Annotated in this window: 21 protein-coding genes; 8 read left to right on the top strand and 13 right to left on the bottom strand. The window is 68.3% G+C overall.

Annotation, left to right across the window (positions count from 1 at the left end):
* Nucleotides 1–10 precede the first annotated feature (10 nt).
* Nucleotides 11–385: a CAAD domain-containing protein gene (locus KUG38_RS15075; protein ID WP_216923056.1), complete on the top strand. Its 375-nt coding sequence runs from the start codon at nucleotides 11–13 to the stop codon at nucleotides 383–385.
* 53 nt (nucleotides 386–438) lie between these two features.
* Here KUG38_RS15075 and KUG38_RS15070 read toward each other — a convergent pair whose 3' ends face one another.
* The gene (locus KUG38_RS15070; protein ID WP_216923054.1) at nucleotides 439–1,374 is read right to left on the bottom strand and encodes a fructosamine kinase family protein; all 936 of its coding nucleotides are present in this window, start codon (nucleotides 1,372–1,374) and stop codon (nucleotides 439–441) included.
* 120 nt (nucleotides 1,375–1,494) lie between these two features.
* Between KUG38_RS15070 and KUG38_RS15065 the strand changes: the two genes are divergently transcribed.
* Nucleotides 1,495–2,397, top strand: a complete 903-nt coding sequence (locus KUG38_RS15065; RefSeq protein WP_216923052.1) for a hypothetical protein — start codon at nucleotides 1,495–1,497, stop codon at nucleotides 2,395–2,397.
* 283 nt (nucleotides 2,398–2,680) lie between these two features.
* Here the strand turns inward: KUG38_RS15065 and KUG38_RS15060 are convergent, their stop codons facing one another.
* Nucleotides 2,681–3,373, bottom strand: coding sequence for a hypothetical protein (locus KUG38_RS15060; RefSeq protein ID WP_216923050.1), 693 nt, complete (start codon nucleotides 3,371–3,373; stop codon nucleotides 2,681–2,683).
* A gap of 420 nt (nucleotides 3,374–3,793) precedes the next feature.
* Here KUG38_RS15060 and crtD point away from each other — a divergent pair, with 420 nt between their 5' ends.
* On the top strand, nucleotides 3,794–5,353 hold the full coding sequence (gene crtD / locus KUG38_RS15055) for a C-3',4' desaturase CrtD (protein WP_286196103.1): 1,560 nt from the start codon (nucleotides 3,794–3,796) through the stop codon (nucleotides 5,351–5,353).
* 17 nt (nucleotides 5,354–5,370) lie between these two features.
* Here crtD and KUG38_RS15050 read toward each other — a convergent pair whose 3' ends face one another.
* The 8 genes from KUG38_RS15050 to KUG38_RS15015 form a co-directional block, all read right to left on the bottom strand.
* Nucleotides 5,371–6,306 (bottom strand): phycobilisome rod-core linker polypeptide, encoded by a 936-nt coding sequence (locus tag KUG38_RS15050; RefSeq protein ID WP_216923048.1) that lies wholly within the window; start codon nucleotides 6,304–6,306, stop codon nucleotides 5,371–5,373.
* A gap of 697 nt (nucleotides 6,307–7,003) precedes the next feature.
* Entirely contained in the window at nucleotides 7,004–7,285 is a 282-nt protein-coding gene (locus tag KUG38_RS15045) for a hypothetical protein (RefSeq protein ID WP_216923046.1), read from the bottom strand.
* A 48-nt stretch (nucleotides 7,286–7,333) separates the two neighbouring features.
* The gene (locus tag KUG38_RS15040) at nucleotides 7,334–7,984 is read right to left on the bottom strand and encodes a PCC domain-containing protein (RefSeq protein WP_216923044.1); all 651 of its coding nucleotides are present in this window, start codon (nucleotides 7,982–7,984) and stop codon (nucleotides 7,334–7,336) included.
* 24 nt (nucleotides 7,985–8,008) lie between these two features.
* A complete protein-coding gene (locus KUG38_RS15035; protein ID WP_216923042.1) occupies nucleotides 8,009–8,596 on the bottom strand; it encodes a hypothetical protein in 588 nt (195 codons plus the stop codon).
* Complete coding sequence (locus KUG38_RS15030; protein WP_216923040.1) at nucleotides 8,589–10,790, bottom strand: mechanosensitive ion channel family protein; 2,202 nt, start codon at nucleotides 10,788–10,790, stop codon at nucleotides 8,589–8,591. Before KUG38_RS15030 ends, KUG38_RS15035 begins: the two co-directional genes overlap by 8 nt.
* 36 nt (nucleotides 10,791–10,826) lie before the next feature.
* Nucleotides 10,827–11,624 (bottom strand): ABC transporter ATP-binding protein, encoded by a 798-nt coding sequence (locus KUG38_RS15025; RefSeq protein ID WP_216923038.1) that lies wholly within the window; start codon nucleotides 11,622–11,624, stop codon nucleotides 10,827–10,829.
* A gap of 24 nt (nucleotides 11,625–11,648) precedes the next feature.
* Nucleotides 11,649–13,073 carry a 30S ribosomal protein S6--L-glutamate ligase gene (gene rimK, locus KUG38_RS15020; protein ID WP_216923037.1) on the bottom strand — a complete coding sequence of 475 codons (1,425 nt, stop codon included), beginning with the start codon at nucleotides 13,071–13,073 and terminating at the stop codon, nucleotides 11,649–11,651.
* 95 nt (nucleotides 13,074–13,168) lie between these two features.
* Entirely contained in the window at nucleotides 13,169–14,152 is a 984-nt protein-coding gene (locus tag KUG38_RS15015; protein ID WP_216923035.1) for a glycosyltransferase, read from the bottom strand.
* A gap of 112 nt (nucleotides 14,153–14,264) precedes the next feature.
* Between KUG38_RS15015 and KUG38_RS15010 the strand changes: the two genes are divergently transcribed.
* Nucleotides 14,265–14,654: a DUF8680 family protein gene (locus KUG38_RS15010; protein WP_286196095.1), complete on the top strand. Its 390-nt coding sequence runs from the start codon at nucleotides 14,265–14,267 to the stop codon at nucleotides 14,652–14,654.
* Here the strand turns inward: KUG38_RS15010 and KUG38_RS15005 are convergent.
* Entirely contained in the window at nucleotides 14,621–15,163 is a 543-nt protein-coding gene (locus KUG38_RS15005) for a hypothetical protein (RefSeq protein WP_216923031.1), read from the bottom strand. The two genes, KUG38_RS15010 and KUG38_RS15005, sit on opposite strands and share 34 nt — an antisense overlap.
* A gap of 85 nt (nucleotides 15,164–15,248) precedes the next feature.
* Here KUG38_RS15005 and KUG38_RS15000 point away from each other — a divergent pair, with 85 nt between their 5' ends.
* The 4 genes from KUG38_RS15000 to arsB are packed head-to-tail and all read left to right on the top strand — an operon-like array spanning nucleotide 15,249 to nucleotide 19,413.
* Entirely contained in the window at nucleotides 15,249–16,376 is a 1,128-nt protein-coding gene (locus tag KUG38_RS15000; protein WP_216923029.1) for a DUF389 domain-containing protein, read from the top strand.
* Nucleotides 16,377–16,387: 11 nt separating this feature from the next.
* Nucleotides 16,388–17,446: a phosphate ABC transporter substrate-binding protein PstS gene (gene pstS, locus KUG38_RS14995; protein WP_286196094.1), complete on the top strand. Its 1,059-nt coding sequence runs from the start codon at nucleotides 16,388–16,390 to the stop codon at nucleotides 17,444–17,446.
* Between the two features lie 48 nt (nucleotides 17,447–17,494).
* Nucleotides 17,495–18,316 (top strand): hypothetical protein, encoded by an 822-nt coding sequence (locus KUG38_RS14990; RefSeq protein ID WP_216923027.1) that lies wholly within the window; start codon nucleotides 17,495–17,497, stop codon nucleotides 18,314–18,316.
* Nucleotides 18,317–18,351: 35 nt separating this feature from the next.
* On the top strand, nucleotides 18,352–19,413 hold the full coding sequence (gene arsB, locus KUG38_RS14985; RefSeq protein WP_286196093.1) for an ACR3 family arsenite efflux transporter: 1,062 nt from the start codon (nucleotides 18,352–18,354) through the stop codon (nucleotides 19,411–19,413).
* Nucleotides 19,414–19,423: 10 nt separating this feature from the next.
* On the opposite strand, the gene KUG38_RS14980 is transcribed toward arsB, so the two are convergent.
* Together KUG38_RS14980 and KUG38_RS14975 are read right to left on the bottom strand one after the other, a co-directional pair.
* The gene (locus KUG38_RS14980; protein WP_216923025.1) at nucleotides 19,424–20,155 is read right to left on the bottom strand and encodes a sulfite exporter TauE/SafE family protein; all 732 of its coding nucleotides are present in this window, start codon (nucleotides 20,153–20,155) and stop codon (nucleotides 19,424–19,426) included.
* On the bottom strand, nucleotides 20,149–21,459 hold the full coding sequence (locus KUG38_RS14975) for an ABC transporter ATP-binding protein (RefSeq protein WP_216923023.1): 1,311 nt from the start codon (nucleotides 21,457–21,459) through the stop codon (nucleotides 20,149–20,151). Before KUG38_RS14975 ends, KUG38_RS14980 begins: the two co-directional genes overlap by 7 nt.

Genomic DNA, 21,459 nt, shown 5'->3' with positions numbered 1-21,459 from the left:
CTCTCCTTCCATGATCGACAGCACGACCGAAGTGAAGGAGACCATGCAGGACGACAGCAGCACCAGCAGTGCCGCCGAGGTGGATTTCAGCGAGCGCTACAGCGAAGTGATCGGCAAGGTCAACGAAACCCTCGACAAGGTGGACTGGAGTCAGGTGGGCCGGATCGGCAAGGCCTCCGGCGTGCTGCTGGCCGTGATCGTGGCCCAGATCCTGATCAAGGGTGTGCTCGACACCATCAACCTGCTTCCGATCGTCCCGGGCCTGCTGGAACTGCTCGGCCTGGTGGTGGTCGGCAGCTGGAGCTGGAAGAACCTCACCACCGGTGAGAAGCGTTCTGCCGTGATGGCGAAAGTCCAGTCACTGCGCAAGGAATACCTCAGCTGAGCTCAGGGATCGTCAGCAACACCGGGGGCGTCGCGACGTCCCCGTGTCCTTTCTCAGCCCCACCCCTCGCCCCGCTCCAGCAAGGAGTCGAGGCAGGCCTCGCTTTGTCCCACGTAGCTGCCGCCGAACAGGTTGGCGTGGTTGAGCAGGTGGTACAGGTTGTAGAGCTCGCGTCGCGGGCGGTGGCCTGAGGGCAGGGGCCAGGTTTCCTGGTACCCCTCGAAGAACGCCTCGGGGAAGCCCCCGAACAGGCGCGCCATGGCGAGGTCCACCTCCCGGTCGCCCCGGTGGACCGCCGGATCGAAGATCACCCCGCGGCCCTCGCTGGTGACGGCGGCATTGCCGCTCCAGAGATCACCGTGCACCAGGCAGGGCTCCGGACAGTGGGCCCCCAGCCACTGGCCGGCGCGCTCCAGCAGCGCGGCGGCCCGCCGCAGGGGGTGGCCGCTGCTGGCCAGGTGGGCCAGCTGGGGGGCCAGCCGCCGTTCCACGAAGAACCGGCCCCAGTCCGACTCCCAGCCGTTGCGCTGCGGGAAGGAGCCGATGACGTTGTCCCGGGGCCAGCCGAAGGCCGCCCCGACCCGATCCTCCGCCACGCAGCTGCGGGTCAGGCTGCGGCGGTGCAGAGCCGCCAGCGCTGCACCCAGGCGGCGCCACTGCGGCTCATGGGCTGCGGAACGGCCGCGCGCCAGGTCGAGCCAGGGGAGCACCAGCACGGCCGAAGGTCCGGATACCCCGCAGGCCAGGGGGACGGGCACCCCCGGGCCCTCTTCACCCGCCGCCGCCGCGAGGGCCCGCAGACCCTCGGCCTCGGCCTCCAGGATCGGCAGGGCGGAGGCCCCGTTCGCCTTGGCGAACAGCCGGCGGCCATCGACAAGATCCAGTCGCCAGGCGCTGTGGATGCAGCCACCACCCACCGCTGTCCAGCCGACCGGCTCAACACCGAGCTGTTCGGCCAGCCAGGGGATAAGGGTGGCGGGGTGGGCCATGGAAGCGTGGAAATGGATGGTTTTTGCCGTTCCCAAAGGGAGCTGATGCGCCCCACACGGCCGAAGCTTCAATCCCAACACATCCATCCGGTCCCGTCCAGCAAGTCATGTGAAACTCGCTTGACCAAACTGAAGAATCCATACGATATTCAGATCACAGTAGAGACAGGAAAGACAACGATGACCCCGACCACTAGCGCCCGGAACTCCCGCGAATCATCCCGCGAGCTGCAGGTTGAATTTGCAATCGTTCTTCATTGGGTTGGTGTCGCCATCCTGGCGTACTTCCTGGTCGAACTGGCCTTTCAGGCCTGGCCCATAGCCCTCCTCCAGCCGGCCTGGCTGGACGTCATGATTGGATTTCTTGTCAGCCGAGGCATCACACCACTGACGGGAGTTCTTCTGGTGGCAGCCGCTGCCGTTCTGAATCCCCAGTCCAAACCTCTGGCCAACCGTGCCGAACTGCTGCGGCGCCTGGCCAGCTGGGTGGCCTTGGGATATCTGCTTCTGATCCCGGTACAGATCTATTCCGGTGCAAAACTGCTGCAAACACGAAATCAGGAATCAACCCAGCTACTCAGCCAAGCATCCAGGGCCGCCGAGGCGATCAGGAAAGCCAACACACCTGCGGAGCTACGCAGGGCCTACGAGCAGGTGCCGGGGAACAAGGCGCCGCTTCCCGAGTCGTTTCCCCAACCCTTTCCAGTGATCAGGGAGCGCCTGGCGGATGCCATCAGTGCCAACACCAAACGCGCCGAATATGAGTTCGGCAACAACATGTCCAGCGTGTGGCAACGCTCTCTGGGCCTGGCTTTTGGGAACACGCTGAGGATGCTGATCTTTTTCCTGGGCTTTGCAGCCATCGGTCGCCGTTCCCCCTATCACGCCACTCTGTTGCAGAGTCTTCTGGTCCGCCGCCAAGGAAAGATGGGGAAAGGTCACCTGCACGGGCGCCATCATTTTGATGGTGTCATTGACAAGGAATGGATCGAGGTTGAAAACGATCCCACCCATAGCCGGTAGCAACATGCCTGCCTCAGGTGCGAATCGGCATCGGCAGGCCTGATCGTTTCGACGGCGATGGGGCCATCAAGGTGCCGGCTGGGAGAATCCACCACCAGAGCAGAACAACGGCCGATCAACGTCGTGCTTCTGAACGTGGGCTGGCCATCGGATAGCGGAGATATCCTGCCGACCCATCCTCCAGACAACTTTCCTCATCGAATCAGCCAAGAAAAAAATCCCTGGCCAGGGCCAGGGATGGAGAAGGACAGGCCTGGGCTCAACCAGGACGATCCAATCCCGTTCAGACCGCTGTCGAGGACGCCTTGATCCGGGACCGCAGCCGACGGCTCAAGCCGAAGGCCATACCAGCGCCAAGAATGGGAAGCGGTCCGGGCACCGAGTCAGGAGGAACATTCCCGGGCCTCTGGCTGAAGAAGTTGTTCGCCGTCGAAACCGCGGAGTTGCCCGTTGCAAAGAAGATATCTTGAATGTTCAGCGAGGTGACTCCCGCAGCAAACAGATAGTCCACAGGGGCGGGATTCCCATTACTGGAAGCCAAGGAAGTGGATCCACCATTCCAGCTCACATTCTTCGTCACCGTACAGCCTCCAAGGGCTGGGAAGATACAGCCGGAGTCGAGTCCAACCGCAGCGAATTCGAACCTGGGATTAGTGACGGAGATGGTGTAGGAGATTGACCCGGACTGCGTCGGGGGATCGATGACACTGCCGAAGTCATAGGCCAGACCGAAGTTATTGAATCGGATCTCAGTGTCAGCACCCACACCACTGCACACGATGTTGGTAACTGTCTTGTCGCCGATTGTCAGGCTACCGGGCAATGCACAGGTGGTCGTTTGCACGGCCTCTGCCGAACCAGCGGACAGACCAGTGACAGCGGCCGCAACAACCGCAGCGCCGAAAAGAGACTTCGACAGGATCAATCGCTGATCATGACGTCCAAATGCACGCAAGGCGATGGGCAGAATCTTCATGGCTGTATACGGAACGAGGACCAATGTGGCATTCAACCACTATTCACCGTATCACGGTCTGACATAGGCCAAATCACCACCAGCCCTTGGGGCAAGGAAGGATTCAGACGAGACAGCGTTGATGCATCAAAATGCGTGCTAGGCGCATGGGCTCCAGAGCAAAGCCCTTGCTGCACAGTGGTTCTCAGCGGATTCGATGGTCGTGACGGCAAGGACAATCACCTCAGAAAGAGTGGATTTGACCTCCTCTGAGCCCATGGCGATTACAGGGCCGTCAAGAAATGCATAAGTGCCAACATTGGATCGCCGCTCTTGTGATGTAGATCCGCGCCACAACTGCATCGGCGGCCTGCTCTTGATCGATCCGGCCAGCGTCCAGCTCCGATCTGCCAGCATCCCGTTTGAGCCATCGGTGCCGTGTTGCCTCCCAGCAGAAGAGACCAGGTGGACGTGGTGGTGGTGGGCGCCGGCATCGCCGGCCTGACGGCGGCGGCGCTGCTGGCGAAACAGGGGCTGCAGGTGGAGCTGCTCGAAGCCCACCACCAGAGTGGCGGCTGCGCCGGCACCTTCCGGCGCGGTCCCTACGTGTTCGACGTGGGGGCCACCCAGGTGGCGGGGCTGGAGCAGGGCGACGGCACCCCCGCCGGCATCCATGCCCGCCTGTTCCGCCATCTGGGCGTGGCGCCTCCGGCGGCCGTGCCCCTGGATCCGGGCTGCGTGGTGGACCTGGCCGATGGCCGTGAGCCAGTGGCCATCTGGCGCGATCCGCAGCGCTGGCGGCAGGAACGGTTGCGCCAGTTCCCCGGCAGTGAACGCTTCTGGGCCCTCTGCGACGCCCTGCACCAGGCCAACTGGGCCTTCGCGTCGCGGGATCCGGTGCTGCCGCCGCGTTCCTGGTGGGATCTGGGCCAGCTGCTGGGGGCCCTGGGGGCCGGTAACCTGGCCAGCGGCGTGCTCACCACCGCCACCATCGCCGACCTGCTGCGGCTGACCGGCTGCGCCGCCGACAGGCGGCTGCGGCGCTTCCTGGATCTGCAGCTGAGGCTCTATTCCCAGGAACCGGCGGATCGCACCGCCGCCCTCTACGGGGCCACGGTGCTGGCGATGGTGCAGGAACCGCTCGGGCTCTGGCACCTGGAGGGGTCGATGCAGGCCCTCAGCGAAGCCCTGGAAAGCGCCCTCGCCCGGCACGGTGGCCGGCTGCGGCTGCGGCACCGGGTGGAGCGGCTGCAGCCGCCGGAGCAGCCCGGTGGCGACTGGCGGATCACGGGCCAGCGGGGCGGGGCGCCACCCGAGGACGGGCGTGGGCGGGGGAAAGCCTTTCACCTGAGCGCCCCGGATGTGGTGGTCAGCCTGCCCCCCCAGACCCTGCCGGCCCTGCTGGGGAAGGCCCTGCCCGGCGGCTACCAGAGGCGGCTCGCGGCCCTGGGCGAACCCAGCGGCGCCCTGGTGTTCTACGGAGCCGTCGAGCGGGACAGGCTGCCGCCGGGGTGCCCGAGCCACCTGCAGCTGGAGGCCCCTGACCCCGGCTCCCTGTTCGTCTCGGTGAGCCAGGAGGGCGACGGCCGGGCCCCCGCCGGACGGGCCACGGTGATCGCCAGCGTGTTCACCCCGGCCCGCCCCTGGTTCGGTGGGGACGAGGCCACCTATCAGTCCCACAAGCAGCGGGCGAAGGCCGCCATCCAGCAGGGCCTGGAGCGGCTGCTGGGGGTGGGACCGGCCGACTGGCTGCACGGGGAGCTGGCCACTCCCCGGGGCTTTGCCGGCTGGACCGGCCGGCCCTGGGGTTATGTGGGCGGCCTGGGCCAGCACCCCAGCCGCTTCGGGCCCTTCGGCCTGGCCAGCCGCAGCCCCCTGGCGGGTCTGTGGTTGTGCGGCGATGCCATCCACCCCGGCGAGGGGACCGCCGGGGTGAGCCTTTCGGCCCTGATGGCCTGCCGCCAGCTGCTGGCCGGGCGGGGGGTGGACCTACGGCCCTGACCCCCCGAAGCGTCAGCTCAGTTGACGCTGACGCGCACCACCCGGCCACCGAGTCGCTGCACCCGCTGCAGGGCCTCGTTCATGCGGCTGTAGGGCACCCGCATCACGTAGGCACCGCTGCGCACCACGGCGTTGTTCACCAGCCCGGTGGCGGTGATGGTGGCCACCCGGCCACTGGGGGAGCTGGTGCCGCGCACCCCAGCCGACACCACCAGGGCCTCCTCCCGATGGCCGCGGGCGTGATCGGTGGGCTGGCCGTTGCGGGAGATCGGACCATCGACGCTGGCACCGCCCTGGGCCAGGTTGGCCTGGAAGAAGGATTCACCGCTGAAGCGGGGACGGAGGACCGTCACCGTCACGGCCCGGTCCTGGTGCAGGGCCCGACCCAGCTTGAAGCGGGTGCCGGCGCTGTCTCCCTTCACCGACGCCGCTGCCCCACCGGCCAGCTGCATCAGCCAGGAGAACTGCTGCCCCTGGTGGCCGGCGGAGTAGTCCCAGCCGTGCAGATAGGGGACCACATCTGCACCGAAACGATCCTGGTACTCGGGGCTGTCGATGTAGGAATCGATCTCGGCGTCGTAGCCCTGTTCCTGCAGGATCGTGAAGTGGTGCAGCATCTCGGCCTTGTTGTGGGGAGCCCGTCCGAGGAGATGCTTGTGGTTGAGCTCGATGAAGCGGTAAGGATTGCAGGACTCGAAGAAACGGGAGCGATACAGACCACTCCTGGCGAGGGTGCGCACGAATTCCTGCACGGTGAGATAACCGTTGCGGAAGAGAGATTCAGCACCGACCAGGCGCTCGTTCTGCATCACATACTGCTGGCCCAGCACCTGCTGATACACCAGACGGATGATGCCATCGCGATCCTGCTGGGAGGCTTTTGACCAGTTCTCCTTGTTGCGGTCATCCGCGAAACGCTCGATACCAAGGGAAGGGGCTTGGACCAGGGCCATGGTGGAAACAACGCAAAGGGCAGGGGGAGGAGCATCGCCGTGGGCGCCCACCTGGCGGATTCAGGCAGGTACCGGTGCGGGAGACCAACGGAAAGGGATTCCCCGGAAGGCCTTGCCCGCCGGCGATGTCAAGCAGAGATTCTCAGCCGATTCCTGGGAAAACAAACACAATCGTTACAGCGCTCAGTGCCTGGGAAAGGATCCATACATTCCTTCACCACGAAGGTTTGCACCTTCGCTGCGAATGATTGCGAAAGAAAAAGATCGTGAAAGAGGCAGAACCTCTTCAGGAAGCGATCCGCCCGGTATCGATGCGCGGGCGCGGGCGCTGCCGTTGGGGCCGGCCATCATCACCCTGACGGCTGGGGCTGGAGCGGGAAATCACCGGCAGCTGGAGGGAGGGGGCGGGGCTCGCCGCGTCCTGGCAGAGGCTGGCCCAGACGGTTTCCAGGGCGGCCAGCTCGTCGGCTGGAGACCAGCCTTCAGCGGAAGAGCGCACCTCGCCGGAGGAGCGGGACTGGCGCCTGGGCTGAGGGAGCTCAATCGTCACCATTCTTCCCACGACCTGTTCACCCTTGTACAACATCCAGCCGCAACGTCCAGAGGGGAGGCAACACAAGCTGACGAAAGAAATTATGAAGACAAGACCACGGGAGCGGCGGCGATATCCGCCCCGGACCGTCAGCCGACCAGCGGCCTACTCGTCGCTGGGCAGCAGCACCAGGGTGTGCAGCCGATCGGTGCCGAGGTCATGGGTGAGGATCCACACCTGCAGCCCCTGTCCGAGATCGAAGACGCTGCGCAGGGACCCCTGCTGCCGGTAGGCGGCGATGGTGTTGTCGCGGGCATCACGGTCATCCACCACGCCCCAGTCGCCCCGGCGGTGACGGGCCACCAGCCGCTGCAGGGTCTCGGCATCCACCCACTCACGCACCTCCGGACTCACGTCCACCGGGCCGATGGCGAGGCGGGCAGCCATGACAGGTCGCGTCTCAGGAATCGACCCTAGGGCGGATGGGGGGAGGCCTCAGCGCAGGTGGTCGAGCTCGCCGCGGCCGTGGAGATCGGCCAGGGCGTCGTAGCCGCCGATGGGCTGGCCATCGATGAACACCTGGGGCATGGAGGTCAGGCCGCTGCGCTCGGCGACCGCCGCCCGCGCCGCGTCGTCATCGGCGAGCTGCACCCGATGGGGGATGCCGAGGGTGCGCAGCATGCGCAGGGCCCGGGCCGAGTAGGGGCAGCCGCTGCGCACGGCAATCTCCACCCGGGGCTGGGCCGGGGAGGCGGGGGCGGTGGGCCGGACCGCTGCGGTCGCCTCGGCGGCTTGCGCCGGATCCTGGGGTGCTCCGGGCTGGGGCAGGAAGCCCACCAGCAGGTCGGCGCCCCGGAGCACGAGGCTGCCGTGCTCGAGGTGACCGCCCCACACCTGGCAGTCGCCGTCGGAGAGGCTCAGGTGCAGGTGCACCCCCTGGGGCGCCACGGTGCCCTGCAGGGTGATGATCTCCAGGTGGCCCTGCAGCACGGTGGGCTCCTCCAGGCCAGGGCACTGGAACGCCGCCTGGGAGAGGTCGCCGACGACGCCGAGCACGAAGCCGGAGGCGCCGGCTTCGATCGCCAGCTGCTCGAGGCTGGCGCGCAGATCACTGCCCGGGCCGAGATGCAGCGGCAGGGGATGCATGGCGGGATCGGGCGTGGCAGGGGGTCAAGGTAAGTCCTGGGCTTCCGGTGCTTTGGGCGCCAGGCGGCAGCGCAGCAGGGCCAGCGCCTCATCGGGCAAGCCCAGAAACCGGTCGAGCCAGGGGTCACCGCTGGGGGCGATGGTGGCCACCCCCACCAGCAGGGCCCGGCCGGCGCCGTCGAGGGGCTGGCCGCTGGCCCGGTGGCGGCGGCCCTGCACCGGGCCGGTGCTGAGGGTGGTGGCGACGATCAGGTCGGGGGCGCGGTAGAGGGCACCGATGGCGAAGCGGAAGCGGGCGTCGAACTGCAGTTCCATCGCCCCGGTGGCGCCGTCGAGGCGACCTTCGAGCCGCTCGGGCTGGATCGTGATCCCCAGGCCGGGGGGCAACGGCAGCCCCAGGAAGCGGGTGGTGCGCCAGTCGAGGGGCGGGATCCTCAGGCCGGCGGGATCGAAGCAGAGGCTGCCGGTGCCAGGGCCGACGCCGATACCGGCGGGATCCGCCGCGGTGAGCTCGCCCAGCCCGCCGCCGCCACGGGCGTCGTAGCGGAAGCGGGGATAGGCGCCGATCGCCAGGCCGCAGCCGGCAAGGGTCTGGAGCGTCAGCTCAGCCATTCAGCTGGAGCTCCGCCTGGGTGGGGTAGGGGATCTCGATCCCTTCGGCGGCGAACAGGGCCAGCAGGGCCCGGTTGAGGCGGGCCACCTCATCCTTGAACGCCGGATAGGTGGGCTGGGCGGAGCGGTAGTCGTAGGTGAAGTCGTAGCTGAAGTCGTTGATGGCCATCAGGCGGCAGGCCCGGAAGGCGGCCAGGGGCTCGGCCTCAAACAGCGACGCGATCAGTTCCGGGATGCGCTGCAGCTGCTCCGGGCTGGTGTCGTAGGCCACGCCGATCACCATGCGGGAGCGGATCACCTGATCGAGGATCTGCCGCAACCGCAGCAGGACCGCTTCCCGCAGGGTGAGGTAGTCGGTCCAGTTGGGGGCGTGAATCTGCCCGCAGCAGCGCAGCACCAGCTCCCCATCGGCGGTCGCCTGGTCAAGGAACACCTGGGCGGCGGACAATCCCGGCAGATCGGTGAGGTACAGGCGGGCGTAATGCACCAGATCATCCAGCTGGTCGGGGGTGAGCTCGGCCGGCAGGGGCAGGTGCAGCTCGAAGACGTGCAGGACCGCATCCTGCGCCTGATCCGACCGCAGGGAGTAGTTGACGATCGTCTCCTCATCGACGACCGAATTGGGAATGGTGATGCGGCTCTCGTGGGTCTGCAGCTCCAGGGAACGCAGGCCGATCTTGGTGACGTAGCCCAGATTGCTGCCGATGCGGCAGAACTCCCCCACCCTCAGGGGACGGTCGGTCTGGATCGACAGGCCGGCGAACAGGTTGCCCAGCAGCTTGGAGGCCCCGAGGCCGATGGCCAGGCCGGGCACCGCAGAAAAGGCCAGCACGGTGGAGCCCGGCAGACCGAGCAGGATCAGCAGCCGGTACATCAGGGAGACGCCGATGACGGCGCCCATCACCCGGCAGACGGGCATCACCAGATTGCTGACGCGGCTCAGCTGCAGGGCGTTGCGCCGCCCGCGCAGGATCGTGACCCATTCGGCCAGGCTGCGGCCCAGGGCCTCCATCAGGAAGAAACTGAACAACCCCGCCCAGCAGAAGTAGAGCGTGTAGAGCAGGTACATCAACACCTGCAGGGGCAGGCCGGTGACGTTGACGTAGTGATCGAGCAGCAGTTCCACCACACGGGCCATGGGCAGGGCCACCGCCGCCAGCAACACCCGTTGCCAGGCGATGTTGTCGACCTGCCAGATCTGCATCGGTGTGCGGGGTTGGCTGGCGGCCCGTTCCGTCATCCGGTAGGTGGCCAGCAGGGCCAGCACCAGACGGAACTGAACGAAGGCGAAGGCCACCAGCGCCAGCAGACCCAACACGATCTGGAACAGGGTCTGGTCCCAGAGATGGGACTCCAGCACCGTTTGGCGGAAGCTCCGGGGAATGCTCAGATACCACTTCGGTGGCAGGAGATGGCCCGGCCTGAGGCTGAAGGCGTCATAGATCGCTGGCGTCAGCAGGCTCGTGGGCCCCGCAGATGGCGCTCGCTGATCCTTGATCTCCTCGTAGAGGCTGGGGATCTGGGCCACCGTGAAGGCGGAGAACCGGTAGCCGCGATCACGGCCCCCTTCCGTTTCCTCATCCGTCAGGGTGATGGAGGTGCCCGGGATGGTCCAGCTGGCGCTGGGGTTCACCCGTCCATCATTCAGGGCCTTCATGCCGGCCGCATCAGGAATCTCGAAAGGCTTGCGGCTGTGGGTGAAGACGTAATCGAGAATCACCTTGAGCTTGAGGGCATATTCATCGGCGAAATCCGCCCGGATGCTCTGGGGAATCTCTGACACATCCAGGGCCTTCACCGCCTCCTCGAAGTAGCTGTTGATCAGCGCCAGTTCGTGACGCAAGGCGCTGGACAGCAAGAGCCCGGGTGTCGCCTCAGCCTTGGCCTCGATCCGGGCGATGTCCCGGTTCACCTGGGCCATCACCACGTAGAAGTTGAGCAGGGTGGCCCGCGGGCTGTCCCCCACCACCTGGTTGAGGGGCGCATCGGTCCATTGCTGCTTCAGCTCCAGCAGCTGGCCATGGAACGGTTGGCTCTCCAGGGGTACGTAGGTGGCCCGGAGCTGGGCGGCAGCTGGGGCCCCCGGGCCAGCGGATAACGCCGCCGTCGCAAGGCCCGTCAGCGGCAGCAGGCAGGCGATCAGGAACGCCAGCAGCAGGCGGACCGGACGGGGCAGACGGATCGGACGGGGCATCCGGAAGCCGCGGCACATGTCCCGCATGATGACGGCTCAGCCCGCCGGCAACACCTGCCGGTAACCGTTCGCCTCGCACACCCGCAGGGGGGTGTCGAACAGGGCGCTGAGGGGGGCGTCCTGCAGCAGGGCGTCGGTGGGGCCATCGCCCACCACCCGGCCTTCGCGCAGCAGCACGCAACGGCGGATCTCAGGCAGGATCGCCTCGATCTGGTGGGTCACCAGCAACAGGGTGGTGCCGGCACGGGCCAGGTCGCGCAGGATCGCCAGCAACTGGTGTTTCGCCTTCAGATCAAGCCCGTTGGTGGGTTCATCCAGCACCAGCACCTCGGGTCCGTGCACCAGGGCCCGGGCCAGCAGCAGGCGACGCCGCTGCCCCTCGGAGAGCTGGCCGTAGGGGCGCCCAGCCAGATCGGCCAGCCCCAGCTGCTCCATCAGTTCGGCCACGCGCCGCCGCTGGGCTTCGGTGGCCACCTGGCTGCGGCCGATGCCCACCGAACCGAAGAAGCCGGAGAGCACCACATCGTCGGCGGGAACCCGACCGACGTAAGCGGCGTGCAGATCCTGGGACACCAGGCCGATGCGGCCCCGCAGCTGCCAGAGATTGACCGTTTCGCTGCCGAAGATCCGCAGGCAGGAGCCGGGCTTCACCACGGGGTAGAGCTCCCGGCTGAGCAGCTTGACCAGCGAACTCTTGCCGGAGCCGTTGGGGCCCAGCACCACGGTGGGCTCGCCGCCGTAGAGCCGCAGAGAGAGGTCTTCGAAGACGCGGCGGGGCCCCAGCCAGGCCTCGACGGCCTCCAGCTCCAGGTAGGCCGATGGGGGGGTGCTCATCGGGCGGTGCTCATGCCGGAGCGATCATGCCGGGGCCGCGGGCTGGGCCTCCATGGCGCCGTCGGCCGGGGGCCGTCCCCAGCCGAGCTTGCGTTCCAGCTTGCGGATCATCTTGCCGGCCAGATCCAGGCCGGTGGCCGTCTCGATCCCCTCGAGTCCCGGGCTGGAGTTCACCTCCAGCAGCAGGGGGCCGCGGTGGGAGCGCAGGATGTCGACGCCGGCCACATCCAGCCCCAGGGCCTTGCAGGCCTTGACGGCCATCTGCTTCTCCGCCGCTTCCAGCTGCACCGTCCGGGCCGTTCCCCCCTGGTGCAGGTTGGCCCGGAACTCCCCCTCGGCAGCCCGGCGTTCGATGGCGGCCACCACCTTGCCGCCGACCACAAAGCAGCGCAGATCCGTGCCGCCGGCCTCCTTGATGAACTCCTGCACCAGCAGATTGGCGTCGAGGCTCTGGAGGGCGTTGATGACGCTCTCGGCCGCCTTCTGGGTTTCGGCCAGCACCACGCCCTTGCCCTGGGCCCCCTCCAGCAGCTTCACGATCAGGGGGGCGCCGCCCACCATGCGGATCAGATCCACTGTGTCGAGCGGGGAATCGGCGAAGCCCGTGACGGGGGTGTTGAGCCCGGCGCGGACGAATTCCTGGGACGCAAAGAGCTTGTCGCGGGAGGCGGTGATCGCCTGGGCGCTGTTGAGCGACGGCACCCCCATCGACTCGAACTGCCGCGTCACGGCGCAGCCGTAGAAGGTGACGCTGGGACGGATGCGGGGGATGACCGCATCCACCGCGCCGAGCACGTCACCGCCGCGGTAGTGGACCTCCGGGTTGCGGGGATCCAGGCGGATGTAGCACTGGCGGATGTTGAGGAACTGCATATGGTGGCCCCGTTCCTCGCCGGCCTCGATCAGGCGCCGGTTGCTGTAGAGCTCGGGGTCGCTGGCCAGCAGCACGATCCGCAGGCCGGCATCGCGCGGGCGGACATGGGCATAGAGGGCCCGGCTCTCCTCGGCGCTGAGGCTGCGCAGGTGGTGGCTGCCCTCCGGGTCCACCAGGATCCGGCCCACCATCGCCTGGCGACCGAGCAGCATCCGATACCCCATGGCATCCCGGTTGGCGAGCGTCAGCTCCACCTCCCAGCTCTGCTCGCCGAGCACCAGCCGCTCCCGGATGACGTAGCGGTTCTCTGAGACGCCGCTGGTGTTGCGCACCTCCCGCCGAGCCACCACGGGGGCCTCGTGGCGCACCACCACGACCCGATCACCCTGCAGGGGATGCACCTCGAAGCTCACCCAGGGACGCCCGTCTCGCTCGAAGGCAACGATGTTGGTGGCGTGGAGGGCGGAGGTGGCGGCACCGGAATCCACCCGGGCCTTGATCGCCGGCAGCCCGGCGTCCGGGAAGCTGCACCACTCCTCACTGCCCACGATGATCTTGCCGTCGACGCTGTCCATGGCTCCGGGGCGGGTGGGGTGGGACGGGCCCACGAACCGCCATGCTCGCCGGAGCGCCCGCCCTTGTCGACGGGCGACGGGGATGGCGGCGGCGCTCAGCGCCGGTGGTGGGAATCGGGCGAGAGCCGGCGGAGCAGCAGATCGCACTTCTCCCGCTTGCCGAGGGTGGAGCCGTAATTGCCGAACAGGATGGCCAGCGCCGGCATCGTCCTGGAGCCGGTGGCACAGGCATGGCGGTGCTGGAACACGAAACGCAGCCAGTGCTTGGCCACCGGCGACACCGGGTCGAGGTGGTGCTTGGCCACCATGTGGTCGACGCTTCTCCGCACCCAGTCGCTGGACCAGCGGAGCTCGAAGAAGGGCCTGTCGGACGGAAGCAGGTTCGCGGGGGAGGGGGGGATGTAGCTCACCCGGCTGGCCGGCTCGAACACCATCGAGCCACCGCTTTCCGCCACGGCGATCGAGAAGTCCGTCTCCTCGGCCATGCTCAGCAGCCCCTCGTCGAGGGGCCCGTTCTGCGCGAAGAAGTCCGTGCGGACCAGAACGCAGTGGAACTCGTTGAGCTCGGTGGGGCCGGCCACCAGGGGCTGGTTCACCTTGGCCAACGGCAGATGGTTCCAGGGGCGCCGTTCGGTGAGCCAGCGGCGCCCCTGCCCGGTGGACCTCCACAGGAGTTGGCCACCGGCGTGGTGGACGACGCTGAAGGCCTCGTCCTCGAAGGTCAGGGGGCAGACGGCGGTGCAACCGTGGCGCTCGGCGCAGGCCACCAGGGCCCCGAGCCAGCCAGGGGTGACGATCACATCGTTGTCGATGAAGACCAGGTACCTGGTCGTGACGTGGGGCAGGGCCAGGTTGCGGGCGGCATTGGGGGAAAGGTGCTGCTCGCTGCGAATCAGGCGGAAGTTCCCTTGCGCCGCGCGACGCTGCAGTGCCCCGGCCAGGTCGGCCGGTGACTTCCCGTCGATGTAGATCAGCCCGTACGGACGGTCGGTGTTCCGTTCGATGGAATCGAGCGATAGCAGCGCCTCGCTGAACCGTTCACGGGGAACGACAACCACCGTGACGTCGCCAGGGCCCATGGTCTGATGACCTTCGACGTCATTCCTACAGGACATCCCCGGCTTCTGTCGGTGGCATCAGCCCCAGTTCCAGACGATCCAGCAGGCTGGGGGCTCTGTGCGGGCGATGGTCATGGCGGATGCTCCCTATCTGGTGGCGCTGGCCCTGCTGGAGCAGGAAGGGACGCGGGCCCTGCCCCTGAACGGCAAGTCCCTGGCCGTGGCGGCGGCTGAAGCGGCGGAACCCGGCGACGACGGCCGCACGCTCGTGCTGGAGCTGCTGCTGCGCCTCTGGCAGCGCAGCGAGGAGGGCGCCCTGCGGCGGGCCGCCGGAGAGAGCAGCCTGCTGCTGGTGGAGCTGCCGCTGGAGGCCCTGCAGGACCAGTTGCCCCGGCTCAGGGCCCGCTGGGTCGGCGGCGGAGCCACGGCCGATTTCCATGGGGAACTGGCCGCCCTGGCGATCCGGGGCTGGCGGGTGGCGATCGCCCGCTATGAGCCGGTGCGCTTCACCGCCTGGCCCTGAGGCGCGCTCTCCGGTGACGCCGGGGCCGGCGGGACGGCCGGTGAAGGAGTGGCTGAACCGCAGAGCTCGTCCACGTGGCGGAAATAGGCGGCGGGATCCCGGCGGGCCATCACCCGGGCCTCGGCCTCGCGCTGCCAGCGCGCCCCGTCGTAGAGCCGGGCCAGGTCGCGCTGGTCGCGGCGGCTCAGGCCCCGGCGCAGGTCCTCCTCGCCCAGGAATGGGGCGCCCCGCAGGCAGCGGGACTGGACCCCGTGCCACCCCTCGTGCAGCAGGGTGTCGGCGAGGTTGCCGCGGGGGCAGACCACGATGCGGCGGCTCTCGCGCAGGTAGAGCCCGTACAGCCCTCGCTCGGCGCAGCGGGGGTGGCTGCCGATCACGCTGAAGCCGCGCTGCTCGAAGGCCTCCACCAGCCGCTGGTACGTCCAGCTGTTCGCCTGGGCAGCCCAGGGAGCCAGCAGCGCCATGGCCAGCGGCCAGAGGGTGTGGGGTCCCGGCTTCCGCCGTGTCATCCAAGCGTGAGCAGGTGGGCGTGCCTGTGGAACGTATCTCGGCGGGCCATCAGGATGGGGTGCGCTGCGACAGCCCGCTACGGCCATGACCTCCCCCCCCGCCCCAGCGGCCGACGACCGGCTGGCCGCGCTGCAGCAGGAATTCGAGCACGAAGCCAGCTTCAGCCAGGTGTTCGTGGTGCTCACCGTGGGGGCCACCCTGATCGCCACCCTCGGCCTGCTGGCCAACAGCCCCGGGGTGGTGATCGGCGCCATGGTGGTGGCCCCCTGGATCATGCCGCTGCAGGCGATGGCCTTCGAGATCCTGCGGGGGCGGCTGCCGATGTTCCTGCGGGCCCTGCGCACCCTGCTGCTGGGGGTGGTGATCTGCGTGCTGCTGGCGATGGCCGTGAGCCACCTGGTGGCCTTCCCGAGCTTCGGCAGCGAGGTGATGAACCGCACCAGCCCCAACCTGCTGGATCTGGGGGTGGCCCTGGTGGCCGGGGCGGTGGCGATGTACGCCAAGCTGCGCAAGGACGCCATCTCGGCCCTGGCCGGCCTGGCCATCGCCGTGGCCCTGGTGCCGCCCATGTGCGTGGTGGGGATCCTGCTGGCCTCCTCCGACTGGATGCAGGCCTACGGCGCGCTGCTGCTGTTCGCCACCAACCTGCTCGGGATCATGGTGGGGGCGATGGCGTCCCTCGGGACCCTCGAGAAGGTGTACCGGCGCCGGCTGTTCCACAGCCGCCTGGGCCTCACCAGCGTGGCGCTCACCGCCCTGCTGGTGCTTCCCCTGGGCAGCAGCTTCTTCCGCCTGGTGAACCAGACCCGCCAGGAGAACAAGGCCCAGCAGCTGGAGGCCGCCATCGAGCAACGGCTGCGCAGCAGCACGATCACCCTCGGCGGCGATCCCGCCATCGACATGGTGGGTCTCAGCATCGACTGGCAGCAGAACCCACCGCTGATCCGGGCCCGGGTGCGGGTGACCGATCCGGACCTGCCCACGGCCGCTCAGGTGGCCGCCGTTCAGGAGTTCATCAACAAAAGCCAGGCACCGCTGCGCTTCCGGCTGGTGATGCAACGCACGGCGGTGGATCTGATCGGCCCGGACACCCCACCCAACCCCCCCGAGCTGGAGGTGCTGCCGCCGCCGCCCGTACCGCCGCTGCCGCGCGCAGCGGAGGAGGAGGCCCCGGACGAGACACCGGAGGGGGCCGGCTCACCGTCCCAGTAAGCAGTAAATGTATGGAACACCACGTCGCCAGCCCCGTGCCCCTTCCCCACCAGCGGACCCTCGCACGCCTGCGTCGCGCCGTCCTCCCGGGGGGGCTCGGCGTCCTGGCGCTCGGCCTCAGCGCCTGCGGCTCCGGCGGCGGCGGTCTGCCCTCGCTGAACGGGGCCGGGGCCTCCTTCCCGGCGCCGGCCTACCAGCGCTGGGCCGCCGACTACAAAACCGCCAAGGGCCACCTGGTCAACTACCAGTCGGTCGGGTCCGGGCAGGGGGTGCGCTCCTTCCTGGCCGGCTCGGTGGATTTCGGCGCCACCGACGAGTCGCTCAGCGACGAGGACTTCAAGGCCGGCTCGGCCGGCAAGCGCGGCGCCGTGCAGATCCCCATGCTGGGGGGCACGATCAGCCCGGCTTACAACAATCCCGACTGCCCCGGTCTCAAGCTGACCCAGGCCCAGCTGGCTGACATCTTCCTGGGCAAGATCACCAACTGGAGCGCCCTGGGCTGTCCCGACCGGCCCCTGACGGTGGTGCACCGCTCCGATGGCTCCGGCACCACCTTCAACTTCACCAATGCGCTGGCCTGCTTCTCGGAGGAATGGAAGAAGAAGGTGGGCGTCGGCAAGGCGGTGCAGTGGCCCGTGGGTCTGGCCGGCCGGGGCAATGAGGGCGTGGCCGGCGTGATCCAGAACACCGCCGGAACGATTGGTTACGTCAACCAGGCGTACCTGCGGGGCACGGTGAAGCCGGCGGCGCTGCAGAACAAGGCCGGAAAGTTCGTTCTGCCGGATGCCAGCTCCGGAGCGGCGGCCCTCAACAACATCAAGCTCGATGAGCGCCTGGCTGGCGAGGACTGCAACCCCGAGGGGGCGGAGAGCTACCCGATCGTGGCCTTCACCTGGATCCTGGCCTACCAGAGCGGACAGGGAGAGCAGAAGGCGGAGGCCGTGCGCACCTTCCTGCTCTGGGCCCTGGAGGAGGAGCGCCAGAAGCAGGCGGCCGAACTGGGCTTCGTCCCCCTCAGCGGCGATGTGCTGAAGCGGGCCCGGGATGAGGTGGCCAAGATCAAGGACTGATCCAGGCCGGTATCGCCGCCGAGACTGGCAACGGTTCGGTTTGCCGTGATGACCGCGAGCTCCAGGGATCCGGCCACCAAGCCGGACCGCAGGCCCCTGCTGCGGCGCCTCTGGTTCTTTGGCCGGGTGGGCCTGGTGCTGCTGGCCATCGAGGCCTGCCGGGTGGTGGTGCACCAGGAGCACTGGGAGGTGCTCACCCCCAATCCGCTGTTCTCAGCCCTGGTGGCGTCGGAGGTGTTCCTGCTCGGCTTCCTGCTGAATGGGGTGCTGACGGATTACAAGGAAGGGGAGAAACTGCCCGGTGAACTGGCCGCCGCCCTGGAATGCCTCGCCCTCGAGGTGCAGGGCCTGGGGCTGCGGCAGCCGGAGGCCGAGGTGCAGGGAACCCTGGCCCTGCTGGCGGACTTCAGCGAATCGCTGCTGACCTGGATGCGGGAGGCCGGGCCGGCCCTGCTGCTGCTGGAGCGGCTGGACACGCTGCAGCTGTCGATCGAACGGCTGGGCGTCTGGAATCCAGCCCCGCTGCAGGCGCGCCTGCTGCTGGAGCTGGCCCACATCCGCCGCGGCGTGCAGCGCATCGACGTGATCCGCTCCACCACGTTCGTCCCCTCCGTCTATGGAGTCGCCTACATCGGCACCGGGGTGCTCACCGTCGGGCTGGTGCTCTCCCGGATCGAGCCCTTCGCCGAATCCCTGTTCTTCATCGGGGTGATCTCGCTGCTGTTGATCAAGCTGCTGCTGCTGATCACGGATCTGGACAACCCGTTCGGGGCCAGCCAGGCGCGATCGGTGGAGAACGTCTCGCTGCACCCCGTCGCCGATGCGGTGCTGCGGCTGAGGCGGGTGGCGGAGCCAAGCTCAACCGATTAATCAACTAGCGTTGATCCAATCAGCCGGGCCATCGCATGGACGAGGACAGGGCCGTGCTGGCCCGGTTGTCGCTGCTCGACCGCTACCTGCCCCTCTGGATCCTGCTGGCCATGGCCGGCGGCCTGCTGCTGGGCCGCTGGTTCCCGGCCATCCAGGGCTGGCTCGATGCCGTGCGCCTCGGCAACACCTCCCTGCCGATCGCCCTGGGGCTGCTGTTGATGATGTACCCGGTGCTGGCCAAGGTGCACTACGAGGACCTGGGCCAGGCGGCGCAGGATCGGCGGCTGCTGCGGCTGTCGCTGCTGCTGGTCTGGGGCCTGGGGCCGGCGCTGATGTTCGCCCTGGCCTGGCTGTTCCTGCCCGGCCAGCCGGAGTTCCGCACCGGCCTGATCCTGATCGGCCTGGCCCCCTGCATCGCCATGGTGCTGATCTGGATCGATCTGGCCCGGGGCGACCGGGAGGCGGCCGCCCTGCTGGTGGCGATCAACGCGATCATTCAGGTGCTGGCCTATGCCCTGCTGGGCGGCTTCTACCTGAAGATCCTGCCCGGCTGGCTGGGGCTGGCCACCCAGGACGTGGCCTTCTCGATGGTGGAGATCGCCGCTGCGGTGCTGGTGTTCCTGGGGCTGCCGCTGGCCGCGGGCTACCTCAGCCGCCGCATCGGCCTGCGGCTCAAGGGACCCCGCTGGTACGAGCAGCGCTTCATCCCGTTCATCAGCCCGTTCGCGCTCTACGGCCTGCTGTTCACGATCGTGGTGATGTTCGCCCTGCAGGGCCAGGCGATCACCTCCGATCCGCTCACGGTGGCCGCCGTGGCCGTGCCCCTGCTGCTCTACTTCGCGATCATGTGGAGCGTGGCATTCGCGGTGGGCCGCCGCAACGGGCTCAGCTATCCGAAGACGGCCACCCTGGCGTTCACCGCCGCCGGCAACAACTTCGAGCTGGCCATCGCCGTCAGCATCAGCGTCTGGGGGGTCAGCTCCCGCCAGGCCCTGGCGGGGGTGATCGGCCCGCTGATCGAGGTGCCGGTGCTGGTGGCGCTGGTCTACGTGTCGCTGTGGCTGCGCCGCCGCTTCCCGGCCCGGGTGATCGGCTGAACGGCCCTCTCTAGGCGCCGGCGGCCAGCAGTTTCCAGGCGGCGATCACCAGCACCACCGCCAGCAGCCGTCGGATCCAGTGGGACGGGAAGCGACGGCTGCCGCCGTAGGCCCCCAGCGTGCCGCCGACCAGCACCACCCCCGCCAGCGGCGCCAAAGCCCCAGGATCCGGCAGGGCGGCGACGCCCTGGCGCAGCACCAGGCCGGCCAGGCCGGCGATCGAGTTCACCAGGATGAAGGCCACCGACACCGCCGCCGCCTGCTTCGGCAGCAGCCAGGAGCGCAGGATCATCCAGGGCGTCAGGAAGATGCCGCCGCCGGTGCCGGTGAGGCCCGCCAGCAGCCCCAGGGTTGCGCCGGTGAGGGCCACGACCCGGCGGCGGGGCAGCCGCATCGCCCCGGGATCGGCGGGCGGCTGGCCGACCAGTCGCCAGGCGGAAAACAGCAACACTGCCCCGATCAGTTGGCGCAGCAGAACGGCCGGCAGGGTGATGGCCCCGCCGACCAGGGCCGCGGGCACCGACGCCAGGGCCAGGGGCACGAAGACATCACGGCGGAAGTGGCCGGCGGCGATGAACTGCAGCGTGCCGACGCTGGCCACGAGCACGTTCAGCACCAGGGCGATGGCGCGGATCTCGGGCGCCGGCACACCCGCCAGGGCCAGCACGGCGATGTAGCCGGAAGCCCCGGCATGGCCCACCGAGGCATAGAGAAAGGCCACCAGCGCCAGGGCGATCAGCATGGGAGCTGGAAGCGTCCCTCGCCGGCGTCGTACTCGAACAGCTCGCCGTAGCGGCCCCAGTCCACCGCCGTGGCGAGCTGGCGCTCCGCCTCCTCGATCGGAAAGTAGTCGTCCCAGATCCCCAGGAAGAAATCGGAGCGCATGGCGCCGTTGGCCTTCTCCCTGAGGGTGAGCACGATGGCGTTCAGCACCGGGATGCGGGCCATGGCCTGCTGGCGGAACAGGTCCTTGCTGCGCAGGATGGTGGTGGTGGCGAAGTCCCGCCCGACCGGGGTGAGACGGACATCGCCATTGGCCACCTGGGCGAAGCCGAGCATCACGGCCGCATCCAGCAGCGGCAGCAGATCATCCACCGCCAGCTGGAGACGCTCGGCGAGCACGGGAATGTCGTCGATCTCCTCCCCCTTCTCGACGATCAGCTCGAGCAGGCCGCTGATGCCCCCGACCCGCACATGGGGCAGGGGCCGGGCGAAGGGGGAGACGGTGGCCTGCGGCGCCGACGCGGCGCTCCGGCCGGCACCGATCTCGGCGCTGACCTCGATGTCCGGGTTGGTCATGGCCGCATAGATGTAATCCACCAGCACCTTGAAGCGGGGGTGGCTGCGGTCATGGGGGCGGGGCAGGTTGATCGGCAGTTCACCGCGGATCCGGCCCGGCTTGGAGCCGAGGATCACCACCCGATCGGCGAGGTAGACCGCCTCCTCGATGTTGTGGGTGACGATCAGGATGCTTTTGGAGGGGAAGGTGCCGGCGTTCCAGAGGTCGTCGATCTCGCCGCGCAGGTTCTCGGCGGTGAGCACATCGAGGGCGCTGAAGGGTTCGTCCATGAACAGCACTTCGGGCTCCAGCACGAAGGCGCGGGCAAATCCCACCCGCTGCTTCATGCCCCCGGAGAGCTCCTTGGGATAGGCACTCTCAAAGCCATCGAGGCCGACGATGTCGATGGCCTTGAGGGCGCGCTCGCGGCGCTCGCTGCGGGCGACATGGCGGGCGGCCAGCCCCAGTTCCACGTTGTCCTGCACGGTGAGCCAGGGCAGCAGCGCGAAGCTCTGGAACACCATCGCCAGGTTGGGGTTCGCCCCCCGCAGCGGCACACCGTTGCTGCAGACGGCACCCTGGCTGGGCCGGATCAGGCCCGACATGATCCGCAGCAGGGTGCTCTTGCCGCTGCCGCTGCGCCCCAGCAACGCCACCACCTCACCGGCGCGCACCGTGAGGCTGACCCCATCGAGCACCGTGAATTCCCCCTTGCCGTCGGGCAGGGGGAAGCGCTTCGAGACGTTGTCGACGCTGATCAGGGACAT

The sequence above is a fragment of the Synechococcus sp. CCAP 1479/9 genome (genome assembly GCF_019038535.1).
In the GTDB taxonomy this organism is placed as follows: domain Bacteria; phylum Cyanobacteriota; class Cyanobacteriia; order PCC-6307; family Cyanobiaceae; genus Cyanobium.
This window is presented reverse-complemented; position numbering and strand designations above follow the sequence as displayed.

Coding starts and splice junctions, on each gene's coding strand:
- KUG38_RS15075 (WP_216923056.1), top strand. CDS start 11: ATGATCGACAGCACGACCGAAGTGAAGGAGACCATGCAGGACGACAGC.
- KUG38_RS15070 (WP_216923054.1), bottom strand. CDS start 1,374: ATGGCCCACCCCGCCACCCTTATCCCCTGGCTGGCCGAACAGCTCGGT.
- KUG38_RS15060 (WP_216923050.1), bottom strand. CDS start 3,373: ATGAAGATTCTGCCCATCGCCTTGCGTGCATTTGGACGTCATGATCAG.
- KUG38_RS15050 (WP_216923048.1), bottom strand. CDS start 6,306: ATGGCCCTGGTCCAAGCCCCTTCCCTTGGTATCGAGCGTTTCGCGGAT.
- KUG38_RS15045 (WP_216923046.1), bottom strand. CDS start 7,285: ATGGCTGCCCGCCTCGCCATCGGCCCGGTGGACGTGAGTCCGGAGGTG.
- KUG38_RS15040 (WP_216923044.1), bottom strand. CDS start 7,984: ATGCATCCCCTGCCGCTGCATCTCGGCCCGGGCAGTGATCTGCGCGCC.
- KUG38_RS15035 (WP_216923042.1), bottom strand. CDS start 8,596: ATGGCTGAGCTGACGCTCCAGACCCTTGCCGGCTGCGGCCTGGCGATC.
- KUG38_RS15030 (WP_216923040.1), bottom strand. CDS start 10,790: ATGCCCCGTCCGATCCGTCTGCCCCGTCCGGTCCGCCTGCTGCTGGCG.
- KUG38_RS15025 (WP_216923038.1), bottom strand. CDS start 11,624: ATGAGCACCCCCCCATCGGCCTACCTGGAGCTGGAGGCCGTCGAGGCC.
- rimK (WP_216923037.1), bottom strand. CDS start 13,073: ATGGACAGCGTCGACGGCAAGATCATCGTGGGCAGTGAGGAGTGGTGC.
- KUG38_RS15015 (WP_216923035.1), bottom strand. CDS start 14,152: ATGGGCCCTGGCGACGTCACGGTGGTTGTCGTTCCCCGTGAACGGTTC.
- KUG38_RS15010 (WP_286196095.1), top strand. CDS start 14,265: ATGGCGGATGCTCCCTATCTGGTGGCGCTGGCCCTGCTGGAGCAGGAA.
- KUG38_RS15005 (WP_216923031.1), bottom strand. CDS start 15,163: ATGACACGGCGGAAGCCGGGACCCCACACCCTCTGGCCGCTGGCCATG.
- KUG38_RS15000 (WP_216923029.1), top strand. CDS start 15,249: ATGACCTCCCCCCCCGCCCCAGCGGCCGACGACCGGCTGGCCGCGCTG.
- pstS (WP_286196094.1), top strand. CDS start 16,388: ATGGAACACCACGTCGCCAGCCCCGTGCCCCTTCCCCACCAGCGGACC.
- KUG38_RS14990 (WP_216923027.1), top strand. CDS start 17,495: ATGACCGCGAGCTCCAGGGATCCGGCCACCAAGCCGGACCGCAGGCCC.
- arsB (WP_286196093.1), top strand. CDS start 18,352: ATGGACGAGGACAGGGCCGTGCTGGCCCGGTTGTCGCTGCTCGACCGC.
- KUG38_RS14980 (WP_216923025.1), bottom strand. CDS start 20,155: ATGCTGATCGCCCTGGCGCTGGTGGCCTTTCTCTATGCCTCGGTGGGC.
- KUG38_RS14975 (WP_216923023.1), bottom strand. CDS start 21,459: ATGTCCCTGATCAGCGTCGACAACGTCTCGAAGCGCTTCCCCCTGCCC.